The sequence below is a fragment of the Sphingobium sp. AP50 genome (assembly GCF_900109095.1).
GTDB lineage: Bacteria > Pseudomonadota > Alphaproteobacteria > Sphingomonadales > Sphingomonadaceae > Sphingobium.
The window spans coordinates 18,611-40,090 of sequence record NZ_FNYZ01000009.1; the positions used below are offsets into that span (position 1 = coordinate 18,611).

At 63.2% G+C, this 21,480-nt stretch carries 17 protein-coding genes; 7 read left to right on the plus strand and 10 right to left on the minus strand.

What is annotated here, in order from left to right; translation table 11 throughout:
• Positions 1 to 13 precede the first annotated feature (13 nt).
• From glgB to BMY84_RS15280, 3 genes are all read right to left on the minus strand, one after another.
• Positions 14 to 2,176: a 1,4-alpha-glucan branching protein GlgB gene (gene glgB / locus BMY84_RS15270; RefSeq protein ID WP_093084987.1), complete on the minus strand. Its 2,163-nt coding sequence runs from the start codon at positions 2,174 to 2,176 to the stop codon at positions 14 to 16.
• A gap of 29 nt (positions 2,177 to 2,205) precedes the next feature.
• Positions 2,206 to 4,674 carry a glycogen/starch/alpha-glucan phosphorylase gene (locus BMY84_RS15275; RefSeq protein WP_093084989.1) on the minus strand — a complete coding sequence of 823 codons (2,469 nt, stop codon included), beginning with the start codon at positions 4,672 to 4,674 and terminating at the stop codon, positions 2,206 to 2,208.
• Positions 4,675 to 4,797: 123 nt separating this feature from the next.
• Entirely contained in the window at positions 4,798 to 6,006 is a 1,209-nt protein-coding gene (locus BMY84_RS15280) for a serine hydrolase domain-containing protein (protein ID WP_093084990.1), read from the minus strand.
• Between the two features lie 141 nt (positions 6,007 to 6,147).
• Here BMY84_RS15280 and BMY84_RS15285 point away from each other — a divergent pair, with 141 nt between their 5' ends.
• From BMY84_RS15285 to BMY84_RS15300, 4 genes are all read left to right on the plus strand, one after another.
• On the plus strand, positions 6,148 to 6,660 hold the full coding sequence (locus BMY84_RS15285; RefSeq protein WP_093084992.1) for a sigma-70 family RNA polymerase sigma factor: 513 nt from the start codon (positions 6,148 to 6,150) through the stop codon (positions 6,658 to 6,660).
• A 54-nt stretch (positions 6,661 to 6,714) separates the two neighbouring features.
• Positions 6,715 to 7,653 (plus strand): FecR family protein, encoded by a 939-nt coding sequence (locus BMY84_RS15290; protein ID WP_093084993.1) that lies wholly within the window; start codon positions 6,715 to 6,717, stop codon positions 7,651 to 7,653.
• Positions 7,637 to 10,069: a TonB-dependent receptor domain-containing protein gene (locus tag BMY84_RS15295; protein WP_093084995.1), complete on the plus strand. Its 2,433-nt coding sequence runs from the start codon at positions 7,637 to 7,639 to the stop codon at positions 10,067 to 10,069. The genes BMY84_RS15290 and BMY84_RS15295 overlap by 17 nt, the downstream gene beginning before the upstream one ends.
• Before the next feature lie 99 nt (positions 10,070 to 10,168).
• Complete coding sequence (locus BMY84_RS15300; RefSeq protein WP_093084996.1) at positions 10,169 to 13,369, plus strand: autotransporter outer membrane beta-barrel domain-containing protein; 3,201 nt, start codon at positions 10,169 to 10,171, stop codon at positions 13,367 to 13,369.
• Positions 13,370 to 13,511: 142 nt separating this feature from the next.
• On the opposite strand, the gene BMY84_RS15305 is transcribed toward BMY84_RS15300, so the two are convergent.
• The 6 genes from BMY84_RS15305 to gatC form a co-directional block, all read right to left on the minus strand.
• On the minus strand, positions 13,512 to 14,075 hold the full coding sequence (locus BMY84_RS15305) for a hypothetical protein (protein ID WP_143075055.1): 564 nt from the start codon (positions 14,073 to 14,075) through the stop codon (positions 13,512 to 13,514).
• A 102-nt stretch (positions 14,076 to 14,177) separates the two neighbouring features.
• Positions 14,178 to 15,683 carry an Asp-tRNA(Asn)/Glu-tRNA(Gln) amidotransferase subunit GatB gene (gene gatB, locus BMY84_RS15310; protein WP_093084999.1) on the minus strand — a complete coding sequence of 502 codons (1,506 nt, stop codon included), beginning with the start codon at positions 15,681 to 15,683 and terminating at the stop codon, positions 14,178 to 14,180.
• Positions 15,680 to 16,099 carry a type II toxin-antitoxin system VapC family toxin gene (locus tag BMY84_RS15315; RefSeq protein WP_093085001.1) on the minus strand — a complete coding sequence of 140 codons (420 nt, stop codon included), beginning with the start codon at positions 16,097 to 16,099 and terminating at the stop codon, positions 15,680 to 15,682. Before BMY84_RS15315 ends, gatB begins: the two co-directional genes overlap by 4 nt.
• Positions 16,096 to 16,407 (minus strand): AbrB/MazE/SpoVT family DNA-binding domain-containing protein, encoded by a 312-nt coding sequence (locus tag BMY84_RS15320; RefSeq protein ID WP_256213330.1) that lies wholly within the window; start codon positions 16,405 to 16,407, stop codon positions 16,096 to 16,098. Before BMY84_RS15320 ends, BMY84_RS15315 begins: the two co-directional genes overlap by 4 nt.
• A 216-nt stretch (positions 16,408 to 16,623) precedes the next feature.
• Positions 16,624 to 18,108, minus strand: coding sequence for an Asp-tRNA(Asn)/Glu-tRNA(Gln) amidotransferase subunit GatA (gatA, locus tag BMY84_RS15325; protein ID WP_093085002.1), 1,485 nt, complete (start codon positions 18,106 to 18,108; stop codon positions 16,624 to 16,626).
• The gene (gene gatC, locus BMY84_RS15330; protein ID WP_093085004.1) at positions 18,108 to 18,395 is read right to left on the minus strand and encodes an Asp-tRNA(Asn)/Glu-tRNA(Gln) amidotransferase subunit GatC; all 288 of its coding nucleotides are present in this window, start codon (positions 18,393 to 18,395) and stop codon (positions 18,108 to 18,110) included. Before gatC ends, gatA begins: the two co-directional genes overlap by 1 nt.
• Positions 18,396 to 18,514: 119 nt before the next feature.
• On the opposite strand from gatC, the gene BMY84_RS15335 reads away from it, so the two are divergent.
• From BMY84_RS15335 to BMY84_RS15345, 3 genes are all read left to right on the plus strand, one after another.
• The gene (locus BMY84_RS15335) at positions 18,515 to 19,633 is read left to right on the plus strand and encodes a DUF3089 domain-containing protein (protein WP_093085005.1); all 1,119 of its coding nucleotides are present in this window, start codon (positions 18,515 to 18,517) and stop codon (positions 19,631 to 19,633) included.
• A gap of 44 nt (positions 19,634 to 19,677) precedes the next feature.
• Positions 19,678 to 20,151: a Holliday junction resolvase RuvX gene (gene ruvX, locus BMY84_RS15340; protein WP_093085207.1), complete on the plus strand. Its 474-nt coding sequence runs from the start codon at positions 19,678 to 19,680 to the stop codon at positions 20,149 to 20,151.
• Between the two features lie 101 nt (positions 20,152 to 20,252).
• Positions 20,253 to 20,657 (plus strand): Rap1a/Tai family immunity protein, encoded by a 405-nt coding sequence (locus BMY84_RS15345; protein ID WP_093085007.1) that lies wholly within the window; start codon positions 20,253 to 20,255, stop codon positions 20,655 to 20,657.
• A 105-nt stretch (positions 20,658 to 20,762) separates the two neighbouring features.
• Here the strand turns inward: BMY84_RS15345 and BMY84_RS15350 are convergent, their stop codons facing one another.
• The gene (locus BMY84_RS15350) at positions 20,763 to 21,266 is read right to left on the minus strand and encodes a hypothetical protein (protein ID WP_143075056.1); all 504 of its coding nucleotides are present in this window, start codon (positions 21,264 to 21,266) and stop codon (positions 20,763 to 20,765) included.
• Positions 21,267 to 21,480 lie beyond the last annotated feature (214 nt).

Sequence of the window (21,480 nt, forward strand, 5' to 3'; positions counted from 1 at the left end):
GCCCCGTCGGTAATCAATAATCCAGTTCCAGCATCAAGGTTGCGAAGGGCGGGATGGTAATATTCGCCCACCCTTCCTCATCGGCTTCCACCATGCCCATATTGCCCGCGCCGCTGCCGCCATAGACGCTGGCATCGCTGTTCAATATCTCGCGCCAGCGCCCGCCCGAAGGCAGCCGCATCCGGTATCCATGACGCAGAACCGGCGTAAAATGGCTGATGATGACGATCGGCCGGGCACCGGGTGCACGACGCTGCCAGGCGAAGACGGAATCCGCCGCGCCGTCGACCAGCACCCATTCGAACCCTTCGCCCTCGCAATCGCGCGCATGCAGCGCCGCCCGGCTGCGATAGAGATGGTTGAGGTCGCCAACCAGCTGCTGCACCCCCAGATGCGGTCCATGGTCCAGCAATTGCCAGTCGAGCGCGCGATCCTCGTTCCACTCGTCCCGCTGGGCAAATTCCTGCCCCATGAACAACAGCTTCTTGCCCGGATAACCCCACATGAGCCCATAATAGGCCCGAAGAGTCGCGAATTTCTGCCAGTCGTCCCCGGCCATCTTGTGCAGCAGCGATGCCTTGCCATGCACCACCTCGTCATGGCTCAGCGCCAGCACGAAATTCTCGCTAAAGGCGTACATCAGGCCAAAGGTGATGTCGTCATGATGATGCGCGCGGTGCACCGGATCGCGCGCCAGATAGCGCAGCGTGTCGTGCATGAAGCCCATATTCCATTTGAAGCCGAAGCCCAGCCCGCCGCTATGCACCGGCTGCGACACGCCGGGCCAGCTCGTCGATTCCTCGGCAATGGTCATGACGCCGGGATGATTGCCGTACAGCGCCTTGTTCATCTGCTGGAGGAAGGCGACCGCCTCCACATTCTCCCGCCCGCCATGATCGTTGGGCACCCATTCGCCGGGCTTTCGCGAATAATCGAGATAGAGCATCGACGCCACCGCATCCACGCGCAGCCCGTCGACATGATAGCGCTCGGCCCAGAACAGCGCATTATTGACCAGATATTGCGCCACCTCGCGCCGCCCGAAATTATAGATGGCGGTGTTCCAGTCGGGGTGGAACCCCTTGCGCGGATCGGCATGTTCGTACAGCGCCGTGCCGTCGAAATGGGCCAGCCCATGTTCGTCGGTCGGGAAATGCGCCGGCACCCAATCCAGTATCACCCCCACCCCGGCCCGGTGCGCCCCGTCCACGAAGCGCGCAAAGCCCGCCGGATCGCCGAACCGCGCCGTCGGCGCATAGAGGCCCAGCGTCTGATAACCCCAGCTCGGGTCATAGGGATATTCGCTGATCGGCAGGAATTCGATATGGGTAAAGCCCATGCCGACCACATAGGGGATCAGCCGGTTGGCCAGTTCATCCCAGGTCAGGAAATCGCCGTCGTCGTTGCGCTGCCAGGAACCGGCATGCACTTCATAGATGGACACAGGCTGGCGCCGCGCATCGCTGGTCCGCCAATGTTCGCGGTGCCGCGCATCCCCCCATATATGGTCCTGCGGCGTCGCCACGATCGACGCTGTGGACGGCCGCAATTCACTCTGGAAGGCAAAGGGATCGGCCTTCAGTGGCAATGTCACCCCGTCCGCACCGACAATCTCATATTTATAGGCGCTGCCCGGTCCCACGTCGGGCAGGAAAATCTCCCATACGCCCGCATCGGCGCGATGGCGCATCATCCCGCGCCGCCCGTCCCAGCGATTGAAATCGCCGACCACCGACACCCGCCGGGCATTGGGCGCCCAGACCGCGAAATGCGTGCCGGTCGCCCCTTCATGATCGATAATATGGGCGCCCAGCTTGTCGAACAGCCGGCCATGCGATCCTTCGGAAAAATAATGATCGTCCATCGGCCCCAGGACGGGACCAAAGCCATAGGGATCGATCAGATCATAGCCGCCGCCATCACCATAGGTGGCGACATAGCGCAGCGGCTGGCGCTTGCGGATCGTGACCTTGCCATGAAACAGCCCATCGGGATGCACCCGCTCCAGCGTACCGACGGCCTTGCCCGCCAGCGTCTGCGCCTCGACAGCGATCGCTTCTGGCAACAGAACGCAGGCGGTAAATCCGCCCTCCGCGGCCGGATGAACGCCAAGCGTGCCGAAAGGATCATCATCCTGCCCCTGCACCAGCAGATCGATCTGCTCGCGCGTCAGCACCTATCCATCCACTCCGGCAATGCTGGCGATCATGTCGGCATCTTCCAGATATCGGTCGCATATTCGCGGATCGTGCGATCGGACGAGAACCATCCCATGCGCGCGACATTGTGGATCGCCTTCTTCGCCCAGACGCTCTGGTCCAGCCACAGTGCATCGACCTTGCGCTGGGCAGCCGAATAGCTGTCGAAATCGGCCGCGACCATGAACCAGTCATGGTCGTAAATGCCCTGCACCAGCCCCTTGTAGCGATCCGGATCGTCCGGCGAAAAGACACCGCTGGCAATCGCGTCGAGCGCCTGCCCCAGTTCGCGGCTGCGGCCGATCACGTCACGCGGATTATAGCCGCCAGCCCGCTCGTCATTCACCTCCTGCGCGGTCAGCCCGAAGATCACGATATTCTCTTCGCCCACATGGTCGCGCATTTCGACATTGGCGCCGTCCAGCGTGCCGATCGTCAGCGCGCCGTTGACGGCGAACTTCATGTTGCCGGTGCCGGACGCTTCCATGCCCGCGGTCGAAATCTGTTCGGACAGATCAGCGGCCGGGATCATCATCTCCGCCATCGACACATTATAATTGGGCACGAATTGCAGTTTCAGCAGCCCCTGCACCGCTGGGTCATGATTGACCGCACGGGCAACGTCACCCGCCAGCTTGATGATCAGTTTGGCATTATGATAGCTCGGCGCCGCCTTCCCGCCGAACAGCTTGACGCGCGGCACCCAGTCCTTTTCGGGATGCGACCGGATCTGGTCATAGAGCGACACCGCCTCGACAATGTTCAGCAATTGCCGCTTATATTCATGGATGCGCTTGATCTGGATATCGAACAGCGCCGCCGGATCGATCCGCGCATTGACGCGCGACCGCAGCAGATCGGACAGAGCACCCTTGTTGGCGCGCTTCACCGCCAGAAATTTCTCCTGAAACGCGCTGTCGTCGGCAAAACCGTCCAGTTCGCGTAGCGCCTCGGGATCGTCCATGAACCGGTCGCCGATCGCCTCACGGATCAGCCCGGTCAGCCCCGGATTGCACTGCATCAGCCAGCGGCGGAAGGTGACGCCGTTGGTCTTGTTGTTGATCCGCGCCGGATACAGCTTGTGCAGGTCGGCAAAGACCGTGACCTTCATCAGGTCGGTGTGCAGCGCTGACACGCCATTGACGCTGTGCGATCCGGCAAAGGCCAGATTGCCCATCCGCACCCGCCGTTCGCCGCCCTCGTCGATCAGCGATATCGTGCCGATCGCCTCGTCGGTGAACTGGCCGGACTTGCGCGCCTCGCCCAGCAGGCGGCTGTTGATCGCATAGACGATCTGCATATGCCGGGGCAGCAACCGCTCGAACAAAGGCACCGGCCAGCTTTCCAATGCCTCGGGCAACAGCGTGTGGTTGGTATAGCTGAACGTCTTGCGGGTAATGTCCCAGGCTTCGCTGAAATCCACGCCATGATCATCGACCAGGATGCGCAGCAATTCCGCCACCGACACTGCCGGATGCGTGTCATTGAGCTGGATCGCCGCCTTTTCCGCCAAAGTGCGGATATCGCCGAAATATTGGATGTGGCGACGGACAATGTCCTGCAACGAGGCTGAGGAGAAGAAATATTCCTGCCGCAACCGCAATTCCTGCCCGGCGGGCGAGGAGTCGGCGGGATAGAGCACCCGCGTCAGCGCTTCGGCCCGGTTGCTTTCGGACAGCGCGCCCAGATGGTCGCCGGCATTGAACTTGTCGAGCAGGATCGGGTCGATCGGCTGCGCTTCCCACAGGCGCAGCGTATTGACCCGCTTGCCGCGCCAGCCCGCGATCGGCGTGTCATAGGGGGTGGCGATCACCCGCTCCGCCGCGCGCCAGCGCATCTGGTGCGGCCCGGCATCCTCGCCCTCGGCCGGGTCGACCCGTCCGCCGAACCCGACTTCGTAACTCGCCTCGCGCCGCTCGAATTCCCAGGGATTGCCATGCGCCAGCCAGTTTTCCGGCAGTTCCACCTGCCAGCCGTCGCTGATCTCCTGCCGGAACATGCCGTTCACATAACGGATGCCATAGCCATAGGCGGGCACGTCGACCGTCGCCATGCTTTCCATGAAGCAGGCGGCGAGGCGCCCGAGGCCGCCATTGCCCAGCGCCGCATCCGGCTCCAGCGCGGCAATGATGTCGATATCAACGCCCAGCGAATCGAGCGCCGCCTGCACATCGTCCAGCATTTCCATGTTGGACGCGGCATCGCGCATCAGCCGGCCAATCAGGAATTCAAGGCTCAGATAATAGACCCGCCGCCCTTCTTCCTCATAGGTTTTCTGGGTGGAGGTGATCCATGCGTCGATCACCCGGTCGCGGATGGAAAGGATCACGGCATGCAGCCAGTCATGCGGCTTGGCCGCCGCCGCATTCTTGCCGATGCGATAGGTCAGCCGCTCGACAATCTCATGAGCTAGGACTTCCGGGGTGAATTGCCGCGGTGCGGGTTTGGGAAGTTCGGTCTGGCCCTTGAGGTTCATCGGCGCTGGTCCCCCTGCTGAGTCGAACAGGATGATGACACAGCCCCTTGCCCCGCGCCATCGGCATTTTTGCACCGCAGCAAGAAATATCGGCTGATTTCAGCCAGTTTCCTAAACCATTATTCATCCATTTCGGCGTAGCAGCGCCCCGCGCACCCCCGCCCGCAATTCGGCCCGCACCGGATAGGTGCTGGATGGCAGATGCTGGGTCATGAAGATGCCGATCAGCCGCTCGACCGGATCGATCCAGAAATAGGTCGAAAAGACGCCACCCCAATAATATTCCTGCAAAGCCATATCCATGGCGAAGCCCAGACCAAAGCCCACACCCTGATAATCGGCCTCGCTGAACATCGCACCGGACATGCTGGCCAGATCGCCACCGCCCGGCAAATGGTTGATGCGCATCTGCGCCACGGTATCAGCCTGCAACAGCCGCACGCCATCCAGTTCGCCACCGTGCAGCAGCATCCGGGCGAACCGATGATAGTCCGCCACGCAGGAAACCAGCCCGCCGCCGCCCGACTGGAACCGCCCCTTGCGCCGCCACCCGCTGCGCGCGCCCAGATCGGCCACGCTCAGCCCCGTGGGCTTGCCCGGCCGTTCGTCCAGCCGCCAGGCGTCGGTCATCCGGTCCGCCTTCTCGTCCGGCAACATGAAGGTCGTATCGACCATTCGCAGCGGCCCGAAGATGCGGGTCTGGAACACAGTCTCCAGATCAAGCCCTGTCAACCGCTCCACCACCACGCCCAGCACATCGGTCGACACCGAATAATTCCAGCGCTCGCCCGGCGAAAATTCCAGCGGCAGAGTGGCAAGGTCGGCAACGAACTGGTTGGATGTGCGCGGCTGCTGGAATTCGTCCAGCCCCAACTTGCGATAGCGCGCATCGATCGCCGTCTGCCGCTGCAATCCATAGGTCAGGCCTGATGTGTGGCGCAGCAGGTCGATCATCAGCATGGGCCGCTTGAGCCGCGCCCGATTGGCCCGCCCGACCCGCAGATCGGCAAATTCGGGAATGATATCCGTCACTGGCGTATCCAGCGCGACCAGCCCCGCTTCGACCAGCATCATGAAAGCGACCGACGTCACCGGCTTGGTCATCGACGCGATGCGATAGAGCGCATCCTCGCGCAGCGGTTCGCCATTGGCCCGCGCCTGCCCCCGCACGCCGGACAGCAACACCGTCTCGTCCCGCGACAGCAGCAATTGCATATGGGGCAGCTTGCCGCTGGCCAGATAGCGGCGATCGAGGGATTCCACCAGCGCATCCAGTCGATCCGGGTCCATTCCCGCCGCCTGCGCTGCTGCCCTGTCCGTCATTCCCACCATGCGCCGATCGCCATCCTCGTCGTTCCTCTCCTCCAGCGCTAGAGCAGCCACGCGCACAGGTAAACAGCTTGGCCGTTGCCAAGACCCTGCCCGGCCCTCTATGGCAGCGCCCAGAACAGCATAACGGACCCGCACAGGCATATGGCCACTGGCCTCTCCGCAATTTTCATGACCAACCGCGCGGCGCTGCTTCGCTTCCTGCGCGCACGCGGCGCGGGGGAAGACGCCGAAGATCTGTTGCAGGACATGTGGATGAAGCTGGAGGCCAAGGATCTTGGCCCCGTCATCGATCCCCTGCCCTATCTGTATCGCATGGCGAACAACCTGATGCTCGACCGCTACCGGTCGTCCAGTCGGCGCGAACGGCGCGAACAGGATTGGGCGGAGGGGGCTGGCGGTGTCATGGCCGATCCCAATGAGGATATCGCCGTCGACGAACGCATGATCCTCAACCAGCGGCTGACCGAAGCGCGCGCCGTGCTGCGCGATCTGGGGCCGCGGGTGGAACTGGTGTTCCGCCGCTTCCGGATCGAAGGGGTGGGCCAGCGCGTCATTGCGGAGGAACTGGGCGTCAGCCTGACCACGGTGGAGAAGGATCTGCAAAAGGCCTATCGTGCCATGCTGCTCCTCAAGCAGAAAATCGATACGGAATGAGCGGGCTGGCGGCGTCAGGGTCAGCAAGGGGCAAAAAGGAACAGGGCTGGAGCCATGATTAACGAGGAGGCGCTGGGTTGGGTCATCCGTACCCGCGACCCGGAATTTCAGGATTGGGAGGCCTTCACCTTGTGGCTGGAGGCGCATCCCGCACATGCGCCCGCTTATGACGCTCTGATGGCGGCAGACAGCGATCTGGACAGCATCGTGCCGGAAGAACCCGTCATCATGCCGGTGGCCGCCAATGATCGCGGTCCTCGCCGCCCGTTGCGCTGGATCGCAGGCGGCGCGGTGGCGGCGGCATTGGTCGGCGTCATATCGGTCGGCCTGCTCAACCGCAGCGACATTTACAGCGTCACCACCCGTCCCGGCGAAACCCGCACCATTGCGCTGGATGATGGCACGCGCGTCGAACTGAACGGCGGCACGACCATGCGCTTCGATCGCAAGGATGCTCGTTTCGCCGCGCTCGACGCAGGCGAAGCCGCCTTCACCGTGCGGCATGACGTCGCCAATCCGTTCCGCGTGACCGTGGGCGATGCCGTGTTCGAGGACGCTGGTACGGTCTTCAACATCGTCCATACCAGGGACGCGACCCATATCGGCGTGTCGGAAGGCAAGGTCGTCTATAATCCGGATACGGAGGCGATCGCCCTGCCCGCTGGTCGCGCCCTGTCCGACGATGCGCAGGGCCTGCGCCTGATGGACGTGGCACCGGGCGCCGTTGCCAGTTGGCGACAGGGGCGGCTGGTCTATGCCAATGCCTCCATCGCCGACATCAGTCAGGATATCGGCCGCTCGCTGGGCGTGACGCTGACCGCGGCGCCGGGCGCGCAGGCGATGCGCTTCACCGGCACTATCCGGCTGGATCGCGATCCGGCGCGCTTCTTTGCCCAGGCCGCGCCGCTCATGGGCCTGACCGCCGTCCGTCAGGGCGATGGCTGGCTGTTGAAGGAAGGGCCCGCTAAGGAAGGGGATGGTCCGCAGATCTGACCTCCTGATCGTCACCGTCCTCGCCGCAGCGGCACCCATACCCGCTCTGGCGGCGGACAGACAGGATATCGATATCGCCCCCGGCAGGCTCGGTGAGGCGGCGATAGCGCTTGGCCGTCAGACAGGCATCAGCATCGGCATGTCGGACCAGTCGCTGGCTGGCATCCGCACCCCGCAGGTCAAGGGGCGCATGTCGGCGGACGCGGCGCTGCGGCGCCTGCTCAAGGGCACTAACACAAAGGCACAGCCGGTCGGCGGCAATGGCTGGCGCATCGTGCGCGCTCGCCCTGCACCGCTTCCCGCTCCCACGCCGGTTGCTCTGCCCGCAGCCGCCCCTGAAGAAGAACCGCAGGCCGCGATCATCGTCACCGCCTCCAAGCGGGAGGTGCCCCTGCTCCGCTATGCCGGCGTTGTGGAGACTTTGGGCGACGGCATCTTCACCGCCGCAGAGGCAGCAGGCGGCAGCGCCACCTTGCTGGCACGGGTCGCCAGCCTCAGTTCCACCCATGCAGGCGCCGGCCGCAACAAACTGTTCATCCGCGCGATCGCGGACTCCGCGCTGGCCGGTCCGACACAGGCGACCACCGGGCAATATCTGGGCGACATGCGCCTCAACTATGCCGCGCCGGACCCGGACCTGAAACTTTACGATATCGGCCGGGTCGAAGTGCTGGAGGGGCCACAGGGTACGCTCTACGGCGCCGGATCGCTGGGCGGCATCATCCGCATCATGCCCAATGCGCCCAACATGACCGAATGGGGCGGGCAGATGTCCGCTGGCGCCTCCGCCACCCAGCATGGCGATCCGGGCGGCGACCTGTCCGCCACGCTCAACATCCCGATCGTCTCGGATAAGCTGGCGCTGCGCGTGGTCGGCTATGGCGTGCAGGATGGCGGCTATATCGATGATGTCAGCCGCGACAAGGACGACGTCAATCAGGTGCGCACCTATGGCGGACGCACCGCGCTGCGCTTCACCCCGAACGAGGACTGGACCATAGACCTGAACGGCGTCTACCAGCATATCGACGGGGAAGACGCCCAATATGCCACCCGCAGCGTCGGCCGCCTGAAGCGCGCCTCCTCGGTCGCCCAGCCCTATTATGCCGACTATCTGCTCGGCAATGTCCGCATCGAACGGCAGTGGGATTCGCTCCACTTCGTTTCCTCGACCGGCTATGTCCGCCACACACTGGCCGAAAGCTACGATGCCACCCAGCCCGGCAGCGCCCCGGCCCTGTTCCGCCAGCGTAATCAGGTCAGCATCTTCTCCACCGAAAACCGGCTGGTGCGCGATTTGGACAATGGGCTGGGCTGGATATTGGGTGCCTCCTACCTCCAGAGCACGTCGGACCTCGACCGGTCGCTCACCTCCTTCGGCGCGCAGACGAGCGAACCGCCGATCATTCCGGGCGTCCCCCTCTATGGCATGGGCCGCGCCGCCGCCGCGACCGGCGTGCGCAACAGCGTGAAGGAAGCCACGCTGTTCGGCGAAGCCTCTTTCGAACCGGTCAAGGGCCTCATCGCCACCTTCGGCGGCCGCCTGACCAACAGCCGCCTGTCGGGCGAAGCGCTCGATCCCGGCGCCTTGCTGTCCTCCAGCGATCTCGCCCGCGCCGAAGCGCAGGCCAATCGCAGCGAAACCTTCTTCCTGCCGTCGGCCTCATTGCTGACCGACGCTATTCCCAACGTCACCCTCTATGCCCGCTTCCAGCAGGGCTTCCGGCCCGGCGGCCTTGCCGTCGACGACCAGCGCGTCCGCCGTTTCCAGAATGACCGGGCCTCCACCGTGGAGATCGGTGCGCGAAAGGGCGTGCCGGGCCGCGATGTCTTCGCCGCCAGCGCCAATGTCGCCTATACCGACTGGCGCAATATTCAGGCCGACGTCACCGACCGGATCGGCCTGCCCACCACCGCCAATATCGGTGACGGACGGATCTACACGGTCGAGGGGCGCATCGTCCTGCGCCCCATCCGCTCGCTCACGCTGGATGCCAGCGCTATCTATAATGACAGCCGCCTGACCCAGCCGACTGACTTCGTGCGGGCCCTGTCCTACCAGGGCCGCTCGCTCAGCCTGCCCAATGTCGCCAATCTGGGCGGACGGCTCGCCCTCGACTATCGTGCGCCCTTGTCCACGGAGACGGACCTGCACCTGATGGGGTCCGCCCGTTATGTCGGCAAATCGCGCCTCGGCGTCGGCCCGATCCTGGGCCAGACGCAGGGCGACTATGTCGACACCAGCCTCTCCGCCAGCGTCACGCGCGGGCCGGTGCAATATTCGCTGTCGCTCACCAACCTGTTCGACAGCAACGGCAATCGCTTCTCGCTGGGTACCCCGTTCGATCTTCAGACCGATTATTATACGCCCCTGCGCCCCCGAACCGTACGGATCGGCGTCGACTTCGCTTTCTGAATAAATATTCATCGCATTGCCTGACGGAAGCCACGCTTCGGCACCGTCCCATGCGGACGCGCCCCCAGAATATCGAGCGCGGCACGCAGAGGAGACATCATGCGACATCTATTGGCCTGCACGGCCATCGCCCCCGTTCTGGCGGCCCTTACCGTGGCCGACGCGGCGGCAGAAACCACGATCAGCAGTGCGACGACGACAGCCCTGAAGACCTCCACCGTGGCCAGCGGCGCGGCGGATAACCTGACCATCGCGTCGGGCGGATCGATCACCCTGACCAGCGGCACCGCCGTCACCATCGACAGCAACAACACCGTGTCCAACGCCGGCACCATCACCATCAATGATGCCGATAATGTGACCGGCATCCTGGCGGCGGCCGGCACGACTGGCGACATCAGCGTCGCTGGCACCATCACCCTGACCGAAGACTATACCGGCGAAGATGAGGATGACGACGATGACGTCGACGGCCCCTTCGCCGAAGGATCGGGCAAGAACGGCATCCTCGTTCAGTCCGGCGCCGCCCATGTGGGTGATATCGACCTTAGTGGCACCATCAGTATCGAAGGCAATGAGTCCGCAGGCATTCGCCTGAACGGTCCCCTGACCGGCAACCTTACCACCAGCGGCACCATCTCGGTCCTGGGCGACAACAGCTATGGTATCGTGGCCAACGATATCACCGGCGACGTCACCCTTCAGGGATCGATCGCCGCCAAGGGCGAAAACAGCGTCGGCGTGGCGCTGCTCGGCGACGTGGATGGCGCGGTGAAAATTCAGGGCACCATCACCAGCACCGGCTATCGCACCACCACCCGGCCGACCGACACGTCCGATCTGGACGCGGACGATCTGCTTCAGAGCGGCTCTGCCGTCGTCATCGCCGGCAATGTCAGCGGCGGCGTAATCTTCGACACCCCCCCCACCCTCGACGATGATGATGACGATGTCGACAATGACGGCTTGACCGACGCCAGCGAAGGCAGCGCCGTCGTCGTGACCTATGGCTCGGCCGCGGCCGTGCAGATCGGCTCTGCCGATATCGACACGACCATCGGATCGGTCGCGACCGAAACGTCGGGCTATGGCCTCGTCGTCAATGGCTCCATCTATGGCTACGGCATCTATGACGGCGTCGACGCCAATGCGCTGGTCGTCGGCGGGCTGGGCGGTGACGTGTCCATCGCCAACGGCATTTCGATCGCCGGCACCGTCTCGGCCGTCTCCTATGACAGCAATGCCACCGCACTGCGCATCGGATCGGGCGCCACCACCGGCACGATCGACGTCAGCGGCAGCATCGGCGCCAGCGGCGCCACGCTCGAAGGCACCACCGCCACCGGCATCCAGATCGACGCTGGCGCATCGGTGAATGCGATCACGGTCAGCGGCCGTATCGTCGCGATCGCAGGCAGCGATGAAGATGGCACGGCCGTCGGCATTCGCGACGCTTCCGGCACCGTGACCTCGCTCACCAACACCGGCGCGATCAGCGCATCGGGCGGCGTCAGCAACATCGCGATCGACCTCAGCGCCAACACCAGCGGCGTCACCCTGACGCAGGCTCTGGAGGACGAAGATGCCAGCGATCCGTCGATCGCCGGCGATATCCTGCTCGGTTCGGGCAGCGATATCGTCAAGGTATCGGCCGGCACGATCACCGGCGACATCGATCTGGGCAATGGCAATAACAGCCTGACCCTGTCGGGTTCGTCCAGCATCACCGGCAATGTCACCTTCGGTTCGGGCAATGACAGCCTGACGCTGGGTGACACCGCCAGCATCGTGGGCGATGTCGATTTCGGCGGCGGCACCGATTCGCTGACGCTGAACGGCACCTCGTCCATCTCCGGCGCCATCAGCAACAGCAGCGGCACCAGCGTCGTGCTGAACGGCGGCACGCTCAACGCCACCAACACCGGCACCGTGTCGCTCGCCTCGCTCTCCGCCAGCGCGACCTCGACGCTCGGCGTCACTATCGATGGGGAAGCCGGCACCAACACCGTCTATGACGTGGCCGGCGCCGCCAGCTTCGCCACCGGATCGCAGGTCAAGGTCAACCTGACCCAGGTCAGCGGATCGGAAGGCGACTATGTCATCGTCACCGCCGGATCGCTCAGCGGTTCGCTCGCGCTCGATGACGAAACGCTGCTCCCCTATATGTTCAAGGGCAGCCTGGCCAGCGACACCACCGCGGGCACCGTCACCCTGACGGTCGCGGCAAAGACCGTGTCCGAACTCGGCCTGGTCGGTTCGCAGGCACGAGCCTATTCGGCGATCTTCAACGCGCTGGATAATGACAGCGACATCGCCAACGCCTTTCTGGGCATCACCAACGGCGCCACGCTTAAGGGCAATCTGCAACAGATGCTGCCCGATCATGCCGGCGGCACGTTCGAAGCAGCAACCCAGGGATCGCGCGCCATGGCCCGCATTCTGTCCGATCCCAACGGCATCTACCGCACGAAGGATGGCAGGCTCGGCTTCTGGCTGCAACAGGTCGCGTTCAACAGCTCCAAGGATGTGGGCACGACGGCCGACTATGACATTGACGGCTGGGGCGCTGGCGGCGGCGCGGAATATCTGACCGATTATGGCGCGTTCGGCGGTTCGCTCTCCTATGTCCACGCCAACAATACCAGCGGCGCCAACAACAATGTCGCGTCGGATCAATATGAACTGGCGGCGCACTGGCGTGGCCAGTGGGGCGCGTTGCAGACCTATGCCCGCGTCTCGGCGGCACGGGTCAATTTCGCCGGATCGCGCTATTATGAAAACGGCGACGTCACCCGCACCGCCTATGGCAAGTGGAACGGCACGCTGGTTTCGGCCACCGCCGGCGCATCCTATCAGATGCAGTTCGACCGGTTCAGCCTGCGCCCCGCGCTCAGCGTCGACTATTACCGCCTGAAGGAAGATGGCTATAGCGAAACCGGCGGCGGCGATGCCTTCAACCTCACCGTGCTCGGCCGCACCAGCGACGAAACGGCAGCCACTGGCACGCTGACGGCAGGCTATGAATTTGGCAGCCTGAACAAAGAGGATGGCTGGCTCCGTCTGGAACTGGAGGGCGGCCGTCGCCAGATCGTCGGCGGATCGCTCGGCAACACCACGGCCAATTTCAAGGACGGGGAACAGTTCACGCTGGTCGCCGAAGACCGTACCAATGGCTGGACCGGCCGCGCGCGTCTCTATGGCGGCACCGACACTTTCCGCATCGGCGGCGAGGTCGGCGCGGAGCAACAACAAAATAATGTCGCATTGTCCGTTCGGGCGACGGTTAACTTCGTCCTGTGACGTCTAAGGGTTGAACAGGCGGGCCACACCCCACAGACCCTCCCGGTCCGTCTGTTCCGCTCCGGCACAAAACCCTCCCCAAGGGCGCCGGGCATAAAAGAGGGGCGTCGCTGGTCCCCCCGGCGGCGCCCCTTCTCTCGTTTCAGGGGGAAAGCTGGTCGATCTGATCCAGCAGGCGGTTCAGCGCTTCCACCATGATGTCGTCCGCTGGCATCGCATCCGCCTTTTCCAAATCGACGGTCACAGTGGACATTCTCGGTTCCATGCCCGACGCCGTGGACCAGCCAAATGTGAATTCGGCGCTGCCAGACAGCGCCTTGCGGTCTCCCACCCCAAGCACGCCCCAGGACCGCGCGCACATTTTGACACGCAGCTTTTGGAAACGAACATCTATCTTGTCAGCAGGCCGGATAGTTGCGTCTGCTTCCCGCTTGGACAAAGCCCGCTGTACCAGCAGCCCAAGATCATCCTGTGATCGCAGGAAATCGCTGCCGCGCAATTTGCCGTTGGGCATGCACAATAATCCGGCACGAACCGGACCAACAACAGAAGATAGCGGAAAGCCGACCGAAGCTGTGACGGCAGGCAATGCTGCCAACGCAGGAAAAGACGCTCCTGCCACGACCATTGCAACGGCAAAGGCTTTCAGGGCTGGCGTCACCAACAATGAAATGCAGCGGCGAAGCAATTCCTTCGCCGTTTCCATCGTAACCGCGAAATATGGTTCCATAGCCCCCTCTTTACAAAGGCTATGGAACCATATCCGCTATTATCACTCAAGCCGTAACGGCAGCAGTGCCTCTATCGATCAGCCCGCCAGTGCCTTCTTCACCAGTTCGTTGACGACCTGCGGATTGGCCTTGCCCTGCATCGCCTTCATCGTCTGGCCGACGAAGAAGCCGAACAAGGCTTCCTTGCCGCCGCGATATTGTTCGACCTTGTCGCCATTGTCGGCCAGCACCTTGGCCACCGCCGCTTCGATCGCGCCGGTGTCGGACGTCTGCTTCAGGCCCTTTTCCTCGACGATATTGCCCGGCTTGTCGCCCGTTTCCAGCATGATCTCGAACACCTGCTTGGCGATCGTGCCGCTGATCGTGCCGTCGGCCACCAGCGCCAGCAATTCCGCGCCTTCTTCAGGACTTACAGGGCTTTCCTCAAGCGACTTACCAATGCGGTTAAGCGCGCCATAAAGTTCCGAGAGCAGCCAGTTGGCCGAAGCCTTGGCGACTTCACCTTCGCTCTTCTTCTGGATACGCGCGCCTTCGGCCAGCAGCGCTTCGAACCAGCGCGCCGTGTCGGCGTCGGCGGTCAAAGTCGCGGCATTATAGGCGGACAGGCCGAGGTCGCCTTCATAGCGCGCGCGCTTCGCATCCGGCAGTTCCGGCAAAGACTGGCGGCATGCCTCCAGAAAGGCGTCGTCCAGTTCCAGCGGCAGCAGGTCGGGATCGGGGAAGTAGCGATAGTCATGCGCATCTTCCTTCGACCGCATCGATCGCGTCTCGTTGCGATCCGGGTCGTAAAGGCGCGTTTCCTGCACGATCTTGCCGCCGGCTTCCAGCACGTCGACCTGGCGGTTCGCCTCATGCTCGACCACGGCCATGACGAAGCGGACCGAATTGACATTCTTCGTCTCGGTGCGCGTGCCGAATTCCTCGCCCGGACGACGTACGGAGACGTTCACGTCGGCGCGCATCGAGCCCTGATCCATATTGCCGTCGCACGACCCGACATAGCGCAGAATGGTTCGCAGCTTCGACAGATAAGCCCCTGCTTCGGCAGGAGAACGCATGTCCGGCTTCGACACGATTTCCATGAGCGCCACGCCGGAGCGATTCAGGTCGACATAGCTACTGGTCGGATGCTGGTCGTGCATCAGCTTGCCGGCATCCTGCTCGACATGGATGCGTTCGACACCGATCACCTTCTTGCTGGCGTCGGGGTTCTTCTCGTCCAGCACGATCTCGATCTGCCCCTCACCCACGATCGGGTGATAAAGCTGGCTGATCTGATAGCCCTGCGGCAGATCCGCATAGAAATAATTCTTGCGGTCGAACCGCGACCATTTGTTGATCTGCGCGTCGATCGCCATGCCGGTGCGCACCGCCTGACGGATGCACTCGCGGTTGGGCACGGGCAGCATGCCGGGCATCGCCGCGTCGACAAGGCTGACCTGCGTATTCGGCTCCGCACCGAAAGCGGTCGCCGCGCCCGAAAACAGCTTGGCGTTCGACGTCACCTGCGCATGGACCTCCAGGCCGATCACGACCTCCCACTCGCCGGTTGCGCCCTGGATGCGATAGGTTGATTCAGTCATGTTCGGTCCGTTTCGGGAGTGATGAGGATAAGCTCTGGAAAATAACGCCGGTAGTGAACTGGGTCGCGAGTCAGCAAGGCCATGTTACAAACGATCGCATGCGCACCGATGAAAAAGTCAGGCAGGACGCGATAGGCCTTGTCCCTGTCGCGCATGCCCCGATAGGTGGCAAAACGCTGCCCCGCAATAAAGGCGGTCCGGTCGTCGATCGGCTCTGATACCAGTCCCAGAAAAGACAATGCACCGTGCAAATCTGCGAGAGAAGCATAATTGCGGCTCAGCTCGGCCAGAATGATGGCGTTGAACAGGACGGGGCCATCACGCCGTGCGTCGCTCAACCTGTCGATTGACCAATCACCCCACACATCATCACCCGACAAGATGTCGATAACGATGTTCGTATCAACAAATGTCATTCGGGCTCCAATCTGTGCGGACGGATATAGTCCATATACTCATCCGTCGTAGCGAAACCCGTATCGATGGAACCTGCGACAGAAAGGATCGCCGCCTTGATTCTGGCACGCCGTTCCTCCGCCGTTTCCTCGACGGCCGGGGCGGCGGGCAAAACAACAGCCTCACCGCGATCGTTGATCCCGATCCGCACGGGTTGACCCGGCACCAGACCGATACGATCGCGGATAGCCTTGGGCATGAGCACTTGCCCCTTGCTGGTCATGTTGACCACCGTCTCTTCGTCGATCCTGCTGTGCATGTTCATCATGGAAACTCCAGTGTTACCACAGGTAACACTTCGCCGGTCGAATGCAATATGGTCAGCTACCGTTCCGTCGGTTCACACGATTACGCGCACGCCGTTTCAGAACTTTCCGCCGAGCGGGCGTTTGAACTGCGACACAGGTCCGTCCGAATTTCAGCCGCTTGAAACCTTCGACGAGGCCTTCTCCAAGGAATTGGAAAAGGATCTCGCCGATCCAGTTCACCACCACTTGTCCGGCCGTGCCGTGAAGCCCGAACGCTCCTCGATCGCGAGGGCCGCGTTCAGCACGGTCTGCTCGTCCAGCGCCTTGCCGATGATCTGCAAACCGATCGGCAGACCTGCCGAATCCAGCCCGCCCGGCACCGCCATCGCTGGCAGCCCCGCCAGCGAGGCCGGCACGGTGAAGACGTCGTTCAGATACATGGCCAGCGGATCGGCCTGCTTCTCGCCCAGCGCGAAGGAAGCGCTCGGCGCGGTCGGCGTCAGCAGCAGGTCGCACGTCTCGAAAGCCTGCTCGAAATCGCGCGCGATCAGCGCCCGGACCTTCTGCGCCTGCGTATAATAAGCATCATAGAAGCCCGCCGACAGCACATAGGTGCCGATCATGATGCGGCGCTTCACTTCCGGCCCGAAACCGGCAGCGCGGGTCGCGGCATACATGTCCTGCAAACCCGCCCCATCGGGCAGGTCGCGCTGGCCATAGCGCACGCCGTCATAGCGGGCGAGGTTCGAAGACGCCTCAGCCGGGGCGATGATATAGTAGGTCGGCAGCGCGTACTTCGTATGCGGCAGCGACACATCGACCACCTCGGCGCCAGCATCCTTCAGCCAGGCAATGCCGCGATCCCACATGGCAGAGATTTCTGCGTTCAGGCCATCGGGGCGATATTCCTTGGGAATACCGACCTTCTTGCCCTTGAGATCGCTCGACAAACTGGCTTCCCACTGGGGAACCGCCAGATCGAGGCTGGTCGAATCCTTGGGATCGAAGCCTGACATCACCTCCAGCAGGATCGCATTGTCGCGCACCGTGCGCGCCATCGGCCCGGCCTGATCCAGCGACGAAGCGAACGCCACGATGCCCCAGCGCGAGCAGCGGCCATAGGTCGGCTTGATGCCGCTGATGCCGGTGAAGGCGGCCGGCTGGCGGATCGACCCGCCCGTATCGGTGCCGGTCGCCGCCGGGCACAGCCGCGCGGAAATCGCCGAGGACGAACCACCCGAAGACCCACCCGGCGCCAAGGCAGCATTACCGCCGTCATTCCGCCGCCAGGGCGAGATCACATTGCCATAATAGCTCGTCTCGTTGGATGATCCCATGGCGAACTGGTCTAGGTTCAGCTTGCCCAGCATCCCCGCGCCAGCCGCCCACAGCTTGCCCGACACGGTCGATTCATAGGTCGGCACGAAGCCTTCCAGCATGTGGCTTGCCGCGGTCGTCTGCACGCCCTGCGTACAGAAGAGATCCTTCATGCCGATCGGCACACCAGCCAGCGCACCCAGCGTTTCGCCGTCCGCCTTCGCCTTGTCGGCCGCGTCAGCCGCTTCCAGCGCCTTTTCCGGCGTTTCCACGATGAAGGCATTCAGCGCCTTGGCGGCAGCAACATTGGCGTTGAAGCCTTCCGCCACTTCACGCGCCGAAAAATCGCCCGCACGAAAGCCGTCGCGGATTTCCGCGACCGTCAGATCAGTCAGATTGGTCATTATTCGATCACCTTGGGCACCGCGAAGAAGCCATGTTCGGCCTGCGGCGCATTGGCCAGCACCTTGTCGCGGACATCGCCATCATTGATGACGTCGTCGCGCAGGCGTTGATGGTTGGGGATGACGGCCGTCATCGGCTCTACGCCGGTCACGTCCACCTCGCCCAGTTGCTCCACCCAGCCAAGGATGTTGTTGAGTTCGGGCACCATGGCCTCCGCTTCTGCATCCGTCACCGAAATGCGCGAAAGGCTGGCGATCTTTTTCACGGTCTGAAGGTCTATCGACATGGGCCAAGCCGCTAGCACCCGCACCTGCCCGCTTCAAGCGGGTTTCGCGCCCTGCCCGCTTCCCCTTGCGCGCTTGCGTTCCATCGGCCAGACAGGGGCGACAATCTCGGAGAGTGTGGGTGGCACGCAAATTCCTCTATGTCATCGCGACCCTTGTCGTGCTGGTGATCGCCGCACTGCTGGTCTATCGCGTCTGGGGCATGCAGCTCATCCGCATGGTGATGGTGCCGCGCGAACCCTTTACCCAGCTTCAGCCACTCCCCGCCGATGCCTATATCGACGCGAAGATGTGGATCGCCCGGCCCGACATCGAAAAGGATAATGTCGCACTCTGGACCCCCGCCGGCGTCCCCGCAACAAAAACGCCCGGCAAGGCTGCCATCTTCTTCATCCACCCGACCAGCTACATCACCACCTTCGGCGATTCCCACTGGAACGCCCGACTGGATGACAAGGATGCGGACGCCACCGCCCGCCGCTTCGTCATGGGACAGGCCAGCGCCTTCAACGCTGCCGGCACCGTCTGGGCGCCGCGCTATCGCCAGGCCAATTATGGCGCCTTCCTGACCGACAAGCCCGCCGGGGATCAGGCGCTGGACGCCGCCTATCGCGACGTGGCGCAGGCCTTTGCCGCCTTCCTGAAAGCCAATCCCACCGGTCCGCTGATCCTCGCCGGCCATAGTCAGGGCTCGCGCCACCTGCTGCAATTGCTGCGCGAACAGGTCGCGGGCAAGCCCGTCGCCGACCGCGTCGTCGCCGCCTATGTCGTGGGCTGGCCGGTATCGGTGGAGGCGGACCTGCCTGCCCTCGGCCTCCCCGCCTGCGCAGGGCAGGATCAGGCCCACTGCATCGTCAGCTGGCAAAGCTATGCCGAACCGGCCGACCCGTCTGCCGTCATCGAAAGCTTCGGCCGCAAGACCGGCTATACCGGCCAGCCGCGCAAGGGCACGCATATGCTCTGCACCAACCCGATCACCGGCGCCTTCAATGGCAAGGCTGCGGCCAGCGCCAACAAGGGCACGCTCGATGCGCGCGAACAGGGCCAGCCGCCCAAGCTCGTCACCGGCGTCGTCCCGGCCCGCTGTGACACCAGCGGCGTGTTGATGATCGGGGAACCGGTCGACATGGGCCCCTACACGCTGCCGGGCAACAACTACCATGTCTACGACTACAGCCTCTTCTGGGGCAATGTGCGGGAAGACGCGCAGAAACGACTGGCCGCCTTCAGGAGGAAGTGAAGCTGGGAAGTGACTTCCCCGCCGGGACGTGGCAGGGCGACACCATGAAATTGGTAACAACGGATCGCGTCGCCTTTCGGGAAGCTTTGCCGCAGGGCGGTCGCCTGATCGGCATGGATGTCGGCACCAAGACGATCGGCCTCGCCCTGTGCGACGCCCACTGGACGATCGCCAGCCCTGCCTACACCGTCACCCGCGGCAAGTTCAGCAAGGACAAGATCGGCCTCGCCGCCTTCATCGAGCAGCAGCAGGTGAAAGGCATCGTCATCGGCCTGCCCTTGAACCTCGACGGCACCAACAGCCCGCGCAGCCAGTCGAGCCGCGCCTTCGCCCATAATGTCGCCGATCTGGGATGCCCCGTGCTGCTCTGGGACGAACGCTGGTCGACCCAGGCTGTCACCCGCACCCTGCTGGAAGCGGACGCCAGCCGCGCCCGCCGCGACGAACTGGTCGACAAACTCGCCGCCAGCTACATATTGCAGGGCGCGATCGACGGGTTGGTCGCAGGCATGGAATAAGCGCCCTTAACTCACCCGTCACCCCAGCGAACGCTGGGGTCTCACGCGAAGGCGAGCCAAGCCCCGCCGCAGCAGGCCGCACAAAGATGGAGACTTCAAAAATGCCCTCCCGCCCCATCCTGCGCGCAGCGTCACTCGCCGCCGCCCTGCTCCTCCCCGCCGCGGCCCATGCCGGCTTCTACAGCGGCAATGATCTCTACGCCGTCTGCACCACGGAGAAGGACGACAAGGAATTTTTCGAAAAATCCTATGAGTGCCTGGGCTATATCAGCGGCGCGGTGGATGCGTTCAACACGACGCGTGAAGCCGTCGGCCTCAAAAGCTGCATCCCCGGCGACGTGACCATCAGCCAGCTACGCGGCACTACCGTCACCTATATGAGCAAGAACCCCAGGGACCGCGCCAAATCCGCCTCCTCCCAGGTTTTCGCCGCCACCCGAAAAGCATGGCCCTGCCCCACAGCCAAGCCCGCAACAAAAAAGAAGGCGACCAAGAAGAAGCGGTAAAGTACCAATCCCCTCCCGTAAACGGGAGGGGTAGCGAGACTTACGCGCGAAGTGCGTTAGTCGCAGCGGGGTGGGCCGGAGCAACGATAGCCTCCTGCCCGATTGTCACCAATCTCCCTGCCCAACACTGATAACCTCCTCACCGCCCGACTCGCCTTTCCGCGTTGCCGGCGGCATGCTCGGATTGGACGGATAGCTACGGCCGTTGAAACGCAGGCGCGCCTCATATCCGGGATTAATCCCCCCGCCGGCAACCCGCACGGAAATATCCTGCCAGCCATGCGACATGGACGGCAGCACGCGAATGGGCGGACGGGTGATCGTGATAGCCGTCACCTTGCGATAGCCGTTCGCAGTCAGGGAGAGCACGTACAAAAGGCAGCCTCCACTGCCGCAGAAATTCGCCTGCCCGCCACCATCCGCACTTGCGACGGCATAGACCAAAGCCTCTGGATGACCATCCCGATTAAGGTCTGGCAGCGCTATGCGATAGCGCGTCAATTTCTTGTCTCGCACAAAGGCCATGACCCCAGGTGGGGGATTGGCGCTGGCTGTCGCAGCAGAAAGAAGAACAGCCAGAACGACAGATTTTCCTATAATCCTGCGCATCCCATCCTCCCTAAGGCGGCAACACTATATTGCTGCGCAAGGCCATGTCGAACCTGATTTCTGATGGGTCGCAGGTCATCCTCCGCCCTATCCTACACCCCCATCCCCCCGCTAAAATCCCGCCCGGCTCTTTCCACCGTCCGATACCTCGACTTTCCGATAGGATCGCCCCTGCGCAACAAAATGTCGAAATCCACGGGAAATATGCGAAGTT

Coding starts and splice junctions, on each gene's coding strand:
- BMY84_RS15275 (WP_093084989.1), bottom strand. CDS start 4,674: ATGAACCTCAAGGGCCAGACCGAACTTCCCAAACCCGCACCGCGGCAA.
- BMY84_RS15280 (WP_093084990.1), bottom strand. CDS start 6,006: ATGGTGGGAATGACGGACAGGGCAGCAGCGCAGGCGGCGGGAATGGAC.
- BMY84_RS15285 (WP_093084992.1), top strand. CDS start 6,148: ATGGCCACTGGCCTCTCCGCAATTTTCATGACCAACCGCGCGGCGCTG.
- BMY84_RS15290 (WP_093084993.1), top strand. CDS start 6,715: ATGATTAACGAGGAGGCGCTGGGTTGGGTCATCCGTACCCGCGACCCG.
- BMY84_RS15295 (WP_093084995.1), top strand. CDS start 7,637: ATGGTCCGCAGATCTGACCTCCTGATCGTCACCGTCCTCGCCGCAGCG.
- BMY84_RS15300 (WP_093084996.1), top strand. CDS start 10,169: ATGCGACATCTATTGGCCTGCACGGCCATCGCCCCCGTTCTGGCGGCC.
- BMY84_RS15305 (WP_143075055.1), bottom strand. CDS start 14,075: ATGGAAACGGCGAAGGAATTGCTTCGCCGCTGCATTTCATTGTTGGTG.
- gatB (WP_093084999.1), bottom strand. CDS start 15,683: ATGACTGAATCAACCTATCGCATCCAGGGCGCAACCGGCGAGTGGGAG.
- BMY84_RS15315 (WP_093085001.1), bottom strand. CDS start 16,099: ATGACATTTGTTGATACGAACATCGTTATCGACATCTTGTCGGGTGAT.
- BMY84_RS15320 (WP_256213330.1), bottom strand. CDS start 16,407: ATGATGAACATGCACAGCAGGATCGACGAAGAGACGGTGGTCAACATG.
- gatA (WP_093085002.1), bottom strand. CDS start 18,108: ATGACCAATCTGACTGATCTGACGGTCGCGGAAATCCGCGACGGCTTT.
- gatC (WP_093085004.1), bottom strand. CDS start 18,395: ATGTCGATAGACCTTCAGACCGTGAAAAAGATCGCCAGCCTTTCGCGC.
- ruvX (WP_093085207.1), top strand. CDS start 19,678: ATGAAATTGGTAACAACGGATCGCGTCGCCTTTCGGGAAGCTTTGCCG.
- BMY84_RS15345 (WP_093085007.1), top strand. CDS start 20,253: ATGCCCTCCCGCCCCATCCTGCGCGCAGCGTCACTCGCCGCCGCCCTG.
- BMY84_RS15350 (WP_143075056.1), bottom strand. CDS start 21,266: ATGCGCAGGATTATAGGAAAATCTGTCGTTCTGGCTGTTCTTCTTTCT.